This window comes from Blautia sp. HCP3S3_C12 (genome assembly GCF_052064155.1).
Lineage (GTDB): Bacteria > Bacillota > Clostridia > Lachnospirales > Lachnospiraceae > Blautia_A.
This window is the reverse complement of the sequence record NZ_JBQHWC010000003.1, coordinates 168,650-181,742: the sequence shown is the minus strand read 5'-3', so window position 1 is coordinate 181,742 and position 13,093 is coordinate 168,650. Positions and strand designations below refer to the sequence as shown.

Here is a 13,093-nt window from a genome sequence, read left to right as displayed (position 1 = left end):
AAACACCATCAGAATCTGTATTTCCTGCAGTTACAGAATCTTCCTGCCAGCTACATACTTAGCGGTTATGTTGCGGTCATCTGAAAGGTAGATCAGTCTTTCCAGCCTGTTTTTCGGAGAGAGTTTTAATGGAGTTGGAATGGTGCTGTCATTAAGTACAACTGCATCAAATTCATAACCTTCTTTAAAATTTCCTACCTTTCCGAAGAAGGAACCGCCTCCTTCTGTTCCCATATAAAAGGCTTCTTCAACAGTCAGCGGCTTCATGGAAGAATCGATCAGCCGCCAGTACAGTTTGGAAACCTGAATGGCATCAGCCATGGCACGCAGAATGGAAACGGAAGTTCCTCCTGCAATGTCAGATCCAAGTCCGACATGCATACCCTCGTCCAGATATCGTCTGGCAGGAGAGATACCTGAGGAGAGATTTGTGTTGGACTGTGGACAATGTGCAATGTAAACGCCCTGTTTTTTCATAAGGGCAATTTCTTCATCTGAAGAATGAACGCAGTGCGCCATGATCGTCGGACAGTCACCTCCAAAAAGATCAAACTGGCTGTATGCTTCTCCATAGAAACGTGTATTCGGACAAAGTTCCTTTACCCAGGTAATTTCACCGAAATTTTCAGAGAGGTGAGACTGCATTGGCAGGTGATACTTCTTCTGGATTTCAGAAAGCTTTTTCATCAGTTCATCAGAACATGATGGAGTAAATCTGGGAGTAAGGATTGGCTTTGTATTTTCAAACCTGTTCAGGGTATCCTCAATCCACCGGACAGTTGCATCTGCGGAAGCCTGAGCACTCTCTTCCTGTAATTTGGCAGAACCATTGCGGTCCATATTTACTTTTCCCACCATGGTTTTCAGTCCGGTCTTATCCAGCTGCTCCATCAGGATCTCAGTAGCAGGGACATGCAGAGTCCCGAAAATGCAGGCCCTGGTATTGGGGCTTTTTTTCATATCTTCTGCAAAAATGGAATAGGCAGAGCGTGCAAATTCCAGATTTTCATATCTGGCTTCCTGAGGAAAAGCATAGGTATTCAGCCAGTCCAGCAGTTCCAGATCCATGCCGGAGGCACGGAATGTATACTGGGGGGCATGTACATGCAGATCTGTCAGACCAGGAATGATCAGGTCATCTTTATAGTCTGTGCAGGGGATTCCCCTGTATTTTTCAGGGAGTGCAGGAAATATTCCGGCACATTTTCCCTGGCTGCAGATCAGATAACTGTTTGGAGTGATGGAAAGTTCCTGAGGGGAGATACTGTAACAAATGGTACCTTTCAGGGCAAATGTATCTGTAAGCATTATTGCCACCTTCTTTCTTTGAAATAAAAGGATTATCAGATGAAATTATAAAGTGTTTCGGGCATAGTGTCAATTGTGATAAATATGACAGAAATATCAACTGACAGATATAAATTTGTAAAGGCTATGTAAAGGAACGTAAGGGTACTGTAATTGTAATTAATTTGATATTCCAGTATTATTATATTGATATTTGGTTAAAATTGGAAGGGGATCTTAAAATGGACATATTAAAAGGTAAACGATATGATATCATGAATGTGCTTTGGGAAGAGGGAAGACCATTGTCTGCTTTTGAGATCAACGAGATTGCACCTGAGCTGAAAATGCCTACTGTGCGCAGATGTCTGGAACTTCTTTTGAAGGAAAATCTGATAAAGGTAGCTGGAACCTCTATGAATGGCAAGGTTTATGCGAGAAACTATACACCTTTGATCACCAGAGAAGAATATCTGAAAGGAAATGCACAGAGCAGAAAGATTTCTCCGGTGGAAATGATGCATGCGCTTTTGGAAACCGAAGGACTTACAGAAGAGGATCTGGAAAAACTTCAGGAGCTGTTGGATCGAAAAAAAGCAGAGCTGAAATAAGAAGCGGAAGGAAGCTTTTTTGAAAAAGAACCATAGGATTTTTAATAATAAAAACAGGTTACGGTGCATCTGTGCACCACAGCCTGTTTTTATTATTGGAAATTATTTCTTGTTCTGTTCTACTTCTTTTAACATCATAGCACGAACTTTCAGTGGAAGTCCGAACAGTGTGATGAATCCGTCTGCATCGTGGTGGTCATAGAGGTCACCTGTTGTGAAGGATGCAAGAGATTCATTGTACAGGCTGTATGGAGAAGTGGTACCGGCTTTGATGATATTGCCTTTGTACAGTCTCATCTTAACTTCGCCTGTTACATATTTCTGTGTGGATTCAACGAAAGCCTGGATTGCTTCACGCAGAGGGGTGTACCATTTTCCTTCGTAAACAACCTGAGCGAACTGGCTGCCAAGTTTTTTCTTGGTTTCCATTGTCTCACGGTCAAGTGTCAGTTCTTCCAGCTGCTCGTGAGCTGCCATCAGGATGGTTCCGCCAGGAGTCTCATATACACCACGGGATTTCATACCAACAACACGGTTCTCAACAATATCTACGATACCGATACCATTCTCTCCGCCTAATCTGTTCAGCTCTGTAATGATTTCGGAAACTTTCATTTCTTTGCCGTTTAATGTTTTCGGAACACCCTGCTCGAATGTCATTGTGATCTCAGTATCTTTATCAGGAGCTTTCTCAGGTGTAACACCTAACACAAGCATGTTTTCATAATTCGGAGCCAGGGAAGGGTCTTCCAGCTCCAGACCTTCATGGCTGATGTGCCATAAGTTTCTGTCACGGCTGTAGCTGTGGCTCATATCGAATGGAAGATCGATTCCGTGAGCTTTGCAGAAATCAATTTCATCTTCACGGGACTGCATGGTCCATTTGTCTGTCATACGCCATGGAGCAATGATCTTGATATCAGGAGCAAGGGCTTTGATACCAAGTTCAAAACGGATCTGGTCATTACCTTTACCTGTAGCACCGTGGCAGATAGCAACAGCTCCTTCTTTACGTGCGATCTCAACCAGTTTCTTGGCGATTGCCGGACGTGCCATAGAGGTTCCAAGAAGATATTTATGCTCATATACAGCACCTGCCTGTACACATGGCATAATGTAATTATCACAGAAATCATCTACAATATCTTCAATATATAATTTGGCAGCACCGGATAATTTTGCCCTTTCCTCCAGCCCGTCAAGTTCGTTTCCCTGACCGCAGTTTACGCAGCAGCAGACAACATCGTAATCGAAGGTTTCCTTTAACCACGGGATTAAAGCTGTGGTATCAAGACCGCCTGAGTATGCTAAAACGACTTTTTCTTTCATGATAATAGTCCTCCTGAAATGTATTTTTATAAGAAAATATTTTTGTATAAATATTCAATGGGAAAAACACAGTTTACATTTGTATGTGTTTGACAAGTGATAATATACACCTTTTTTTATAAATATGCAATAGGGAAATGGAAAAAAGTTTTATTTGTTTTTGCATAAATATGCAATAAATATTGAAAAATGCAGGGGAATTACAAGAAATAAAATAAAATATATGTAAAACAATGGAAAATAGCTATTGCATAATATGCAGGTAAGATGTATGATTAATCCATCACTCTGATACGGCAGTGTGTTACGGTTTAGTCAGGGGGACATTTGCAATTGAAGCAGGGGACTTACTTGATTCGGTTAAAACACTGCAAAAAAGATTTCAGAGCTTAGAGATTACAGAGACAGAAGTGCAGATTCCCGGATAAAAAACTTCAGAATAAATAGTTTTTTGAGCAGGGCGGAGAGAGCACTGTCAGGAGGATACGGAGGAGAATATTATGATAAAAGCAGGTATTATCGGTGCCACTGGTTATGCAGGGAATGAAATTGTCAGACTGCTGCTGGGACATAAAGATGTGGAAGTTGCATGGTATGGTTCAAGAAGTTATATTGACCAGAAATATTCAGATGTTTATCAGAACTTTTTTAAGCTGGTAGATGCGAAATGTATGGATGATAATATGGAAGCGTTGGCTGATGAAGTGGATGTGATTTTTACAGCTACTCCTCAGGGACTTTGTGCTTCTTTAATTAATGAAGGAATTCTTTCCAAAGCGAAAGTCATTGACCTGAGTGCGGATTTTCGTATTAAAGATGTGAAGAAATATGAGAAATGGTACGGAATTGAGCATAAGGCTCCGCAGTTTATTGATGAGGCGGTTTATGGTTTATGTGAGATCAACCGTGAGGAGATTAAGAAAGCCAGACTGATTGCGAATCCGGGATGTTATCCCACATGTTCTACACTTTCTATTTATCCGCTGATCAAAGAGGGGCTGATCGATCCGTCTACGATTATTATTGATGCGAAGTCCGGTACTTCAGGAGCAGGACGTGGAGCCAAGGTTGCCAATCTGTTCTGCGAAGTGAATGAGAATATTAAGGCTTATGGTGTTGCAAATCACAGACATACACCTGAGATTGAGGATCAGCTTGGTTATGCGTGCGGTAAGGAAGTGCTGATTAATTTTACACCTCATCTGATTCCTATGAATCGTGGTATTCTGGTGACTGCTTATGCTTCTCTGACTAAGGATGTTTCTTATGAAGAAGTGAAGGTAGTTTATGATAAGTATTATGAGAAGGAGACTTTTGTCCGTGTACTGGATAAGGATGTTTGTCCGCAGACTAAGTGTGTGGAGGGAAGTAATTATGTGGATGTGAACTTTAAGATTGATTCGAGAACTCACAGAGTTATTATGATGGGGGCTATGGATAATCTGGTTAAAGGTGCTGCAGGACAGGCTGTGCAGAATATGAATCTGATGTTTGGATTTAAGGAGGCTGAGGGACTGCTGCAGGTGCCGATGTGTCCGTAAATTAAATGAAAAGGGGACGCTCCGGAAATTATTTGGTTTTGAACGCGGTTTCGGGGCTTACTAATTCTAAGTGTTCGTGAATTTGCTAAGGGCATGAGGCGGCTTGTCAAACTCGCTTCGCTCAGACAGTGATGCAGCCGCCTCATAACGCAAATTCCCGAGCACTAAGAATTACTACAGCTCCTGCAAATGCGTTCAAAACCAAATAATTTCCGGAGCTGACTTTTCAAGACGGAAGAGATGTGGATGTCTGACGGACGTGACTGCGCAGGGGACCTGCGGCAGTCGCTGAGAGTGGAGGATGTGGACGGGAAACAAGATAGTTTGTCTTATTATATAGAAAGGATTGAGGTTTTATGAAGATTATAGAGGGCGGCGTTACGGCGGCTAAGGGATTTAAGGCAGCTGCGGCTGCGGCTGAGATTAAGTATAAGGGCAGAACGGATATGGCTATGGTTTACAGTGAGGTGCCATGTGTGGCTGCGGGGACTTTTACTACCAATGTGGTGAAGGCTGCGCCTGTTAAATGGGATCAGGATATTGTTTATAATCATCCGTCTGCACAGGTGGTGATTTGTAACAGTGGGATTGCCAACGCATGTACTGGTGCAGAAGGTTATGGGTATTGTAAGGAGACTGCGGATGCGGCTGCTGAGATTCTTGGGGTGGCTGCTGACAGTGTGCTGGTTGCTTCTACAGGTGTGATTGGTATGCAGGTTCCCATTGACCGTATTAAGAATGGTGTGAAGATGATGGCACCGAAGCTGGAAGGTTCTCTGGAGGCTGGTACTGAGGCTGCGAAAGCGATTATGACTACTGATACCAAGAAGAAAGAGGTTGCTGTTCAGATCGAGATTGGCGGTAAGACGGTTACTGTTGGTGGTATGTGTAAGGGTTCCGGTATGATCCATCCGAATATGTGTACCATGCTTGGTTTTGTGACTACTGATGCGAAAATCTCCAAGAAAATGTTGCAGGAAGCGTTAAGTGAGGATGTTAAGGATACTTACAATATGGTTTCTGTTGATGGAGATACTTCTACCAATGATACAGTTCTTCTTCTGGCTAATGGTCTGGCTGAGAATCCGGAGATCACAGAGAAGGGTGAGGATTACAAGACTTTCAAGGCTGCGCTGAATTATATCAATACTACTCTGGCAAAGAAGATTGCAGGTGACGGAGAGGGTGCGACTGCGCTGTTTGAAGTGAAGATCATTGGTGCAGAGTCTAAGGAGCAGGCAGTTACACTGAGTAAGTCTGTTGTTACTTCTTCTCTGACAAAGGCTGCTATCTACGGACATGATGCAAACTGGGGAAGAATCCTGTGTGCTATGGGATATTCCGGTGCGAAGTTTGATCCTGAGAAGGTGGATCTGTTCTTTGAGAGTAAGGCTGGTAAGATTCAGATTATCGAGAATGGTGTGGCTGTGGATTACAGTGAAGAAGAGGCAACGAAGATTCTTTCTGAGGAAGCTGTCACAGCAATCGCTGATGTGAAGATGGGTGATGCCACAGCAACTGCATGGGGCTGTGACCTGACTTATGATTATATAAAAATCAATGCGGATTATCGTTCATAATAAAGGAGAATACAGATGGTTAATCAGAAATATTTGGACAAGGCGGAGGTGCTGATCGAGGCGCTTCCTTATATTCAGAGATTTAATCGTAAAATCGTAGTTGTAAAGTACGGTGGAAGTGCCATGCTGGATGATGAACTGAAGAAGAATGTGATCAAGGATGTTGTTCTTCTGAAGCTGGTTGGTTTCAAACCGATCATCGTTCATGGCGGTGGTAAGGAAATCAGCCGCTGGGTTGGCAAGGTTGGTATGGAGCCGAAATTTATTAACGGTCTTCGTGTTACAGATAAAGATACTATGGAGATCGCAGAGATGGTTCTTGCGAAGGTGAACAAGGAACTGGTTGCCATGGTGGAATCTCTTGGTGTAAATGCTGTTGGTATCAGCGGTAAAGACGGTGGTCTGCTGAAATGCCGCAAGAAACAGATAGAGGGCGGAGACATCGGATTTGTAGGCGAGGTTACAAAGGTTGAGCCGAAGATTCTGGAAGATCTTCTGGAGAAAGATTTCCTGCCGATCATTTTCCCGGTAGGTTATGACGATGAGTTCGCTACTTATAATATTAATGCGGATGATGCGGCATGTGCCATTGCAGAGGCTGTTCATGCTGAGAAGCTTGCATTCCTTTCTGATATTGAAGGTGTTTATAAAGACAAGGATGATCCGTCCAGCCTGATCTCTGAACTTCATGTAGATGAAGCACAGAAACTGATTGATGACGGTTATGTAGGCGGAGGTATGATTCCGAAGCTGAAAAATTGTATTGATGCCATTGAAGAAGGAGTTAACAGAGTCCATATCCTTGACGGAAGAATTCCTCACAGCTTACTGCTGGAAATTTTTACAAACAAAGGTATTGGTACTGCGATTCTGAGAGAAGACGGGGAGAAATATTACAATGAACATGAATGAACAGATGAAGGAATCTGAAGAGAGTATCCTTCACACTTATAATCGTTTTCCTGTTGTTTTTGAAAAAGGACAGGGATGTTATTTATATGATTCCGAGGGAAAGGAATATCTGGATTTTGCAGCAGGTATTGCTGTAAATTCTCTGGGATATCATTATCCGGGATATGATGAAGCATTAAAAGAGCAGATCGATAAGCTGATGCATATTTCCAACTTATATTACAATGAGCCGATTATCGAGGCAGGTGCGAAGCTGGTAAAGGCAAGTAAAATGAGCAAGGCATTCTTTACTAACAGTGGTACAGAAGCAATCGAAGGTGCTTTAAAAGCAGCTAAGAAATATGCATATGTACGTGACGGACATGCAGATCATGAGATCATTGCCATGAACCATTCCTTCCATGGAAGAAGTATCGGAGCTCTTTCCGTAACAGGAACTGCTCATTACAGAGAGCCCTTCGAGCCTCTGATGGGCGGTGTGAAGTTTGCAGATTTCAATGATCTGGAGAGTGTAAAGGCTCAGATTACAGATAAGACCTGCGCGATCATCACTGAAGTTGTACAGGGTGAAGGCGGTATTTATCCGGCAAAGAAAGAATTTCTGGAAGGTCTGCGCCAGATCTGTGATGAGAAGGATATTATGCTGATCTTCGATGAGATTCAGTGTGGTATGGGAAGAACCGGTTATTATTTTGCATGGCAGGCATATGGTGTTCAGCCGGATATTATGACAAGTGCCAAGGCTCTTGGATGTGGTGTGCCGGTAGGCGCATTTGTACTGGGTGAGAAGGCAGCTAAAGCTTCTCTGGAACCTGGTGACCATGGTACAACTTACGGCGGAAACCCGTTTGTATGTGCTGCAGTCAGCAAGGTATTTGATATTTATGAGAATGATAAGATCATTGAACATGTACAGGAAATGACTCCATATCTGGAACAGAAACTGGATGAAATTGTTGCAAAACATGAATGCGCTGCAACAAGACGAGGCATGGGCTTTATGCAGGGAATCGTGATCCAGGGCCGCCCTGTTGGTGAAGTTGTAAAGGCTGCTCTTGCAAAAAGACTGCTGGTGATTTCTGCAGGCAGTGATGTACTGAGAATCGTACCTCCGCTTGTGATCACAAAAGAACACATCGACAAGATGGCTGCAATTCTGGATGAGTGCATGGAATAATTTTGGTAGTTGAATTAATAAAATTGTGGAAAATTTTGAAGGCTGTTGCGTTTTGCAATGGCCTTCTTTTTTTACAGAAGATATGAATCTTGAAAATTTTATTCGGTTGCAACTGACTCGGACAGAGTCGAATAAAAATTGACATTTGTATGCATCCCGATTAAGGGAGCTGTATAAATAAAAGGCTGATTCCAGTGCCCGTATGGATAGTATAAGTAAATACAGGTTAGCTGCTGTTGGAACAGAAAAAACTGCATGCACCGCCGTTTTTGTCGATAATGTGGCGGACAGATTCGATTCCTATTCCGTTTCCGGAGTGTTTGGAGGATTGGAAAATATTGTTTTTTTGCTGTATTTTGCCATCGAAGGTATTTTCCACATGGATCAGAAGGAGATGATTATGGTGGGGATAAACTTCCACATTAATCTTTCTGCGGGCGGGTACTGTTTTCACGCTTGCCTGGATGGCATTTTCCAGCAGATTGGAGAACACAAGGCACAGATTGATCTCATCTATGGAAAGATCAGCAGGCAGGGAAACCATTGCATGAAAAGGAATGTTTTCTCTTTGGGCAAGGGTGGAATAATATCCGAAAACACTGTCAACAGCCTGATTTTCACAGAAATGCAGATTATAGTCAGAGATTTTGCCGGTTGCAGCAGAGAGATATTCTTTAATTTTTTCTATGTCACCCTGTTCTGCCAGAGCGGACAGACGGACAAAATGATGGCGGATATCGTGACGTGCCTGCCTTGCTTCTTCAATGGCCATGCAGAGATTCTCGTATCTTTCCTGTTGAAGGGAAAGAAAATGGTTCTCCTGCTGAAGTCTGGCATTTCTGTTCAGGCTGACTGCCATTATAAGAAACATGGCATAAAACATGAGCAGGATTATGAGCAGTACAAGACTGAAAACAATATAGCACTGCAGGATCCGTTCGGTATATAAAGTACTGCGGTATTTAGGAATCAAAGTACTGACGGGTGACCAGTTCCTTTTCACCGGCAGTGTGGATGTGGATCATATGGGAAAAATGCTCTGCGTAGATTATTTTCCGGAAGGGAATCTGAATATTGCTGCCGTTTACCTTTACATCTATGTATTTCCCGGAATCCGGGATGCGGGAAAGGATTTCATCTGTCAGTGCGGAAATATCATTTTCACTGTAGGGCTTTACAAGATAATGCAGAGCCCGGACCTGAAATCCTTCTAAAGCATGGTCAGTGGAAGTTGTTGTAAAGATCAGCAGACAGTCAGTATCTGATCTGCGAAGTTCTTTTGCTGTATCAATCCCGTTAGAACCATTCATATAAATATCCAGAAACACTACCGTGAAAGGACATTCCTTCGCTGCAGAGAGGAAAGTTTCTCCATTTTCATATTCAAATATATCTACGTGGACATTGCGCCTGGAAAACTGAGATTCCAGTCTGTTGCGAAGCAGTGTCCGTTCTTTTGAAATATCATCAACAATTGCAATTCTCATAGTAAATCTTCCTTATATATATTTATAAAATTTCGCCTGCTGAGACTTTTTCATCTGTACAATCTATAGCCGCAGACGAGCAAGTGGTGTAGCTATTTCAAAAACGCTCTGATAACAATATATCACAAAACAATATCATAGATTTGCAATTCGTGTCATTTTTTGTCGTTTCGTGACAGAATTATTGAAAAAATTTCTGACTTTTTTATAATGAGAATAACAAATGGGAGTACATCGAATGGAAGAGGAGGGATGTCGTGTATTGTATTGCCATATTGACTGATCAGGAACAGGAAGGACAGAACTGTGCGGAATACATCAGAAATTACTGTACAGAAAAGAAAGTTTTTCCATTGATTGAAATCTATCAGGATCAGGAACAGTTTTTTGGGCGGACACGAAAAACAGTACCGGCAGTGGTGTTTCTTGCATTGCCAGGGGTGTCCGGGCTGAATGCGGCAGAACATCTCCGTTCCCTATATCCGAAATGTGGGATCATCTGGTGCAGTGATCTTGATTTTTCGCTTCATGCGTTCAGGATGCGGATAGAATATTTTTTTATGAAACCTGTGGAAGAGCAGAAAATAAAAGAAGGACTCTCCATCTGGTTTGAACGCAGAAATGTAATATGACAAAAACACTCAGGAGGAAAACAATTATGAAGAAAAGAGCTTTAATTCTTGCAATGATCGCTTTTATAGCAGCTACAACATCTGAACCGTCAATAAATATGGTACGTGCAGAGGAAACACAGGTAGAAGAAACGCAGACAGAGGAAAGCTTCTTATCTCATTTTTGAAAATGCGTAATTCATTTATAAAGTCAAATAAAGAGGCAAAGCTCAGTAGTTATTCGTCGCTTTCCAAAATCTATACATCTATGCATTTGGTTGATGTGCAGACAAAAAGATATCACATTGTAAAAATGACAGATCAGGTTCTGGAATATTTGGGAAAAGATTTTAAAATGGGAGAAGCCGAAGCAGGTTTATTCCTGTAGACTACGATGAAGATGGAAAACTTTTGCATGTGCTTTTCTGTATTGAGTGTATAGAAGAAGAAAAAAAGCGTGAGAACAGGCTGATTTATCTGGCGCAGACAGATCTTACGACAGGATTATGTAATCGTGGAAGCGGAGAAAAAAAGATTACTGAATTTTTAAAGAAAAAAACAGGAGGATTGCTTTGCCTGATCGACTGTGACAAATTTAAATCCATCAATGATAATTACGGACACTCTGTAGGAGATAAGGTGATCATAGCCGTTGCGGAGAAGTTACAGAAAACATGTCGTGACAGTGATGTGGTTTTGCGGCTCGGAGGTGATGAGTTCGCAATATTTATGCCGAAAATGTTGGAGCGAACAGTAGCTGAGAAATTTTTTGAACGACTTTTTGATAATATTCGACAGATTGATATCATAGAGATGCAGGGAAAGAGCATAGAAATAAGTCTGGGTGCATGTTTTTATGATGGATATGAAGAGGCTTCTTTTGATCAGTTATACAGAAAGGCTGACAGGGCAATGTATCAGAGTAAAAATCAGAAAGGCTGCAGCGCTGTAATTTACGGGGAGGAGATGTCGAATTCTTTTCGGATGCAACCGGGTCAACTGTAACCGAATAAAAATATCGTTATCAATCAGGGAGTGAATGCTAGCTGTCACTGCATAAAATCAGTCGGAATAATATTTGTAAAACAGAATAAACTAATAATAAAGAATAAAAGAGGTACTGCTAAACAGCGGTGCCTCTTTTCGACATAAGAAAACGAAAACTGTTTTGTAATTTATCAGGTTATCAGGAGGGGAAGTTTATGTGGGGATTTATAGTGGCGCTGATTTCGGGAGTACTGATGAGCATTCAGGGTGTTTTTAATACGGAAGTGACAAAGCAGACCAGCCTTTGGGTATCAACCGGATGGGTGCAGCTGTCGGCTTTTGCAGTCTGTGTTTTGGCCTGGTTTTTCACAGGACGAGAAAGTGTGGCTGCACTTTGGCAGGTGGACAATAAATATACACTCCTTGGTGGTGTGATCGGAGCGTTTATTACAATTACAGTAATCCAGAGTATGGGAGCACTTGGACCGGCAAAGGCAGCAATGCTGATCGTTATTTCGCAGCTGGCAGTTGCTTATGTAATTGAATTGGCTGGGTTGTTTGGGGTAGATAAAGAACCATTTGAATGGCGTAAGGTAATGGGATTGCTTATTGCAATAGCCGGAATTGTAATATTTAAATGGGAAAATTGACGGGAAAGAATAGGTGCTGTTATTGCAGGGTGAGATAGGAATTTTTTAAAATTACTATTGTAAAAACGTTAAGATTTCGTTACAATAGAGTATGGCATTATGGACAAGGGGACTCTGACTTTGAAAGGGGAGGAGAGAACCTTGCGGAAAAACAGAAATCAAAAACGTCTGTGCTGTCTGATGATGGCAGTGTTATTTTTGATTTTTACAGCTCTGACAGGATGTAAAAATCAAGAAGCACAGTTTCTCATCGATGGATTTCAGGAGGCAAAGGCTGAGGTAGATGCTGAGGAAGCGCAGAAAGCAGACTCCGAAGGACAGGAACGGCAGACGGAAACTGATAAAAAGGAAAAGCATTCTGAAAAAGAACAGGTTCGGGAACCTGAGACAGAAGCTACAGAGGTTTCTCAGCAGGAGAAACCAGAAAAGAGTAAGATTTATGTGGATATTTGTGGAGCAGTGGTGAATCCGGGTGTGTTTCAGTTTGAAGAGGGAAGCCGGGTTTTCCAGGCAATAGAAGCAGCCGGTGGATTTTTACCGGAGGCAGCGCAGACCTGCGTAAATCGTGCCGGCATTCTCACAGACGGGGAACAGCTTTATATACTGACCCGGGAGGAGCAGACACAGATGAACCTGAAGCCAGGGCAGAGTGCTGACGGAACCGGACAGATTCAGGAAACAGCCGGAGGTACTGTGACAGGCGAAGGCCTGGAACAGAATGGAAAGGTTAATATAAATACAGCGGATGAGTCAGGTCTGACCACGTTAAGTGGAATCGGGGATACCAGAGCGAAGGCGATTATTGCCTATCGGGAAGAGAATGGACCATTTGCAACAATTGAGGACATTATGAATGTATCGGGCATCAAGGAAGGTACATTTGAAAAGATAAAAGATGACATAGTAGTAGGATAAGGAGAA

Annotated in this window: 14 protein-coding genes; 10 read left to right on the top strand and 4 right to left on the bottom strand. The window is 42.3% G+C overall.

Annotated features, from left to right (window positions below; genetic code table 11):
• Positions 1 to 30: 30 nt before the first annotated feature.
• Positions 31 to 1,308, bottom strand: a complete 1,278-nt coding sequence (locus ACTNDS_RS04840) for an amidohydrolase family protein (RefSeq protein ID WP_441034079.1) — start codon at positions 1,306 to 1,308, stop codon at positions 31 to 33.
• A 221-nt stretch (positions 1,309 to 1,529) separates the two neighbouring features.
• Here ACTNDS_RS04840 and ACTNDS_RS04835 point away from each other — a divergent pair, with 221 nt between their 5' ends.
• Complete coding sequence (locus tag ACTNDS_RS04835) at positions 1,530 to 1,898, top strand: BlaI/MecI/CopY family transcriptional regulator (RefSeq protein WP_019160697.1); 369 nt, start codon at positions 1,530 to 1,532, stop codon at positions 1,896 to 1,898.
• 102 nt (positions 1,899 to 2,000) lie between these two features.
• Here ACTNDS_RS04835 and ACTNDS_RS04830 read toward each other — a convergent pair whose 3' ends face one another.
• Positions 2,001 to 3,227, bottom strand: a complete 1,227-nt coding sequence (locus ACTNDS_RS04830) for an argininosuccinate synthase (protein WP_019160698.1) — start codon at positions 3,225 to 3,227, stop codon at positions 2,001 to 2,003.
• 500 nt (positions 3,228 to 3,727) lie between these two features.
• Between ACTNDS_RS04830 and argC the strand changes: the two genes are divergently transcribed.
• From argC to ACTNDS_RS04810, 4 genes are all read left to right on the top strand, one after another.
• Entirely contained in the window at positions 3,728 to 4,768 is a 1,041-nt protein-coding gene (argC, locus tag ACTNDS_RS04825) for an N-acetyl-gamma-glutamyl-phosphate reductase (RefSeq protein ID WP_441034077.1), read from the top strand.
• Between the two features lie 356 nt (positions 4,769 to 5,124).
• On the top strand, positions 5,125 to 6,348 hold the full coding sequence (argJ, locus tag ACTNDS_RS04820) for a bifunctional glutamate N-acetyltransferase/amino-acid acetyltransferase ArgJ (RefSeq protein ID WP_441034075.1): 1,224 nt from the start codon (positions 5,125 to 5,127) through the stop codon (positions 6,346 to 6,348).
• A 15-nt stretch (positions 6,349 to 6,363) separates the two neighbouring features.
• The gene (gene argB, locus ACTNDS_RS04815) at positions 6,364 to 7,260 is read left to right on the top strand and encodes an acetylglutamate kinase (RefSeq protein ID WP_441034073.1); all 897 of its coding nucleotides are present in this window, start codon (positions 6,364 to 6,366) and stop codon (positions 7,258 to 7,260) included.
• Positions 7,247 to 8,437 carry an aspartate aminotransferase family protein gene (locus ACTNDS_RS04810; protein ID WP_441034071.1) on the top strand — a complete coding sequence of 397 codons (1,191 nt, stop codon included), beginning with the start codon at positions 7,247 to 7,249 and terminating at the stop codon, positions 8,435 to 8,437. Before argB ends, ACTNDS_RS04810 begins: the two co-directional genes overlap by 14 nt.
• A 226-nt stretch (positions 8,438 to 8,663) precedes the next feature.
• Here the strand turns inward: ACTNDS_RS04810 and ACTNDS_RS04805 are convergent, their stop codons facing one another.
• On the bottom strand, positions 8,664 to 9,209 hold the full coding sequence (locus ACTNDS_RS04805) for an ATP-binding protein (RefSeq protein ID WP_441034069.1): 546 nt from the start codon (positions 9,207 to 9,209) through the stop codon (positions 8,664 to 8,666).
• A gap of 190 nt (positions 9,210 to 9,399) precedes the next feature.
• Positions 9,400 to 9,924, bottom strand: a complete 525-nt coding sequence (locus ACTNDS_RS04800; protein ID WP_441034067.1) for a LytR/AlgR family response regulator transcription factor — start codon at positions 9,922 to 9,924, stop codon at positions 9,400 to 9,402.
• A gap of 257 nt (positions 9,925 to 10,181) precedes the next feature.
• Between ACTNDS_RS04800 and ACTNDS_RS04795 the strand changes: the two genes are divergently transcribed.
• The 5 genes from ACTNDS_RS04795 to ACTNDS_RS04775 all read left to right on the top strand — a co-directional run bounded on the left by ACTNDS_RS04795 (position 10,182) and on the right by ACTNDS_RS04775 (position 13,087).
• The gene (locus tag ACTNDS_RS04795; protein WP_441034065.1) at positions 10,182 to 10,556 is read left to right on the top strand and encodes a response regulator; all 375 of its coding nucleotides are present in this window, start codon (positions 10,182 to 10,184) and stop codon (positions 10,554 to 10,556) included.
• 26 nt (positions 10,557 to 10,582) lie between these two features.
• Complete coding sequence (locus ACTNDS_RS04790) at positions 10,583 to 10,723, top strand: hypothetical protein (RefSeq protein ID WP_441034063.1); 141 nt, start codon at positions 10,583 to 10,585, stop codon at positions 10,721 to 10,723.
• Positions 10,724 to 10,952: 229 nt separating this feature from the next.
• Positions 10,953 to 11,540, top strand: a complete 588-nt coding sequence (locus ACTNDS_RS04785; protein ID WP_441034061.1) for a GGDEF domain-containing protein — start codon at positions 10,953 to 10,955, stop codon at positions 11,538 to 11,540.
• A gap of 197 nt (positions 11,541 to 11,737) precedes the next feature.
• On the top strand, positions 11,738 to 12,172 hold the full coding sequence (locus ACTNDS_RS04780; protein WP_441034059.1) for a DMT family transporter: 435 nt from the start codon (positions 11,738 to 11,740) through the stop codon (positions 12,170 to 12,172).
• Positions 12,173 to 12,313: 141 nt separating this feature from the next.
• The gene (locus ACTNDS_RS04775; RefSeq protein ID WP_441034057.1) at positions 12,314 to 13,087 is read left to right on the top strand and encodes a helix-hairpin-helix domain-containing protein; all 774 of its coding nucleotides are present in this window, start codon (positions 12,314 to 12,316) and stop codon (positions 13,085 to 13,087) included.
• The last annotated feature ends 6 nt before the right edge of the window (positions 13,088 to 13,093 follow it).

Coding starts and splice junctions, on each gene's coding strand:
- ACTNDS_RS04840 (WP_441034079.1), bottom strand. CDS start 1,308: ATGCTTACAGATACATTTGCCCTGAAAGGTACCATTTGTTACAGTATC.
- ACTNDS_RS04835 (WP_019160697.1), top strand. CDS start 1,530: ATGGACATATTAAAAGGTAAACGATATGATATCATGAATGTGCTTTGG.
- ACTNDS_RS04830 (WP_019160698.1), bottom strand. CDS start 3,227: ATGAAAGAAAAAGTCGTTTTAGCATACTCAGGCGGTCTTGATACCACA.
- argC (WP_441034077.1), top strand. CDS start 3,728: ATGATAAAAGCAGGTATTATCGGTGCCACTGGTTATGCAGGGAATGAA.
- argJ (WP_441034075.1), top strand. CDS start 5,125: ATGAAGATTATAGAGGGCGGCGTTACGGCGGCTAAGGGATTTAAGGCA.
- argB (WP_441034073.1), top strand. CDS start 6,364: ATGGTTAATCAGAAATATTTGGACAAGGCGGAGGTGCTGATCGAGGCG.
- ACTNDS_RS04810 (WP_441034071.1), top strand. CDS start 7,247: ATGAACATGAATGAACAGATGAAGGAATCTGAAGAGAGTATCCTTCAC.
- ACTNDS_RS04805 (WP_441034069.1), bottom strand. CDS start 9,209: ATGGCCATTGAAGAAGCAAGGCAGGCACGTCACGATATCCGCCATCAT.
- ACTNDS_RS04800 (WP_441034067.1), bottom strand. CDS start 9,924: ATGAGAATTGCAATTGTTGATGATATTTCAAAAGAACGGACACTGCTT.
- ACTNDS_RS04790 (WP_441034063.1), top strand. CDS start 10,583: ATGAAGAAAAGAGCTTTAATTCTTGCAATGATCGCTTTTATAGCAGCT.
- ACTNDS_RS04780 (WP_441034059.1), top strand. CDS start 11,738: ATGTGGGGATTTATAGTGGCGCTGATTTCGGGAGTACTGATGAGCATT.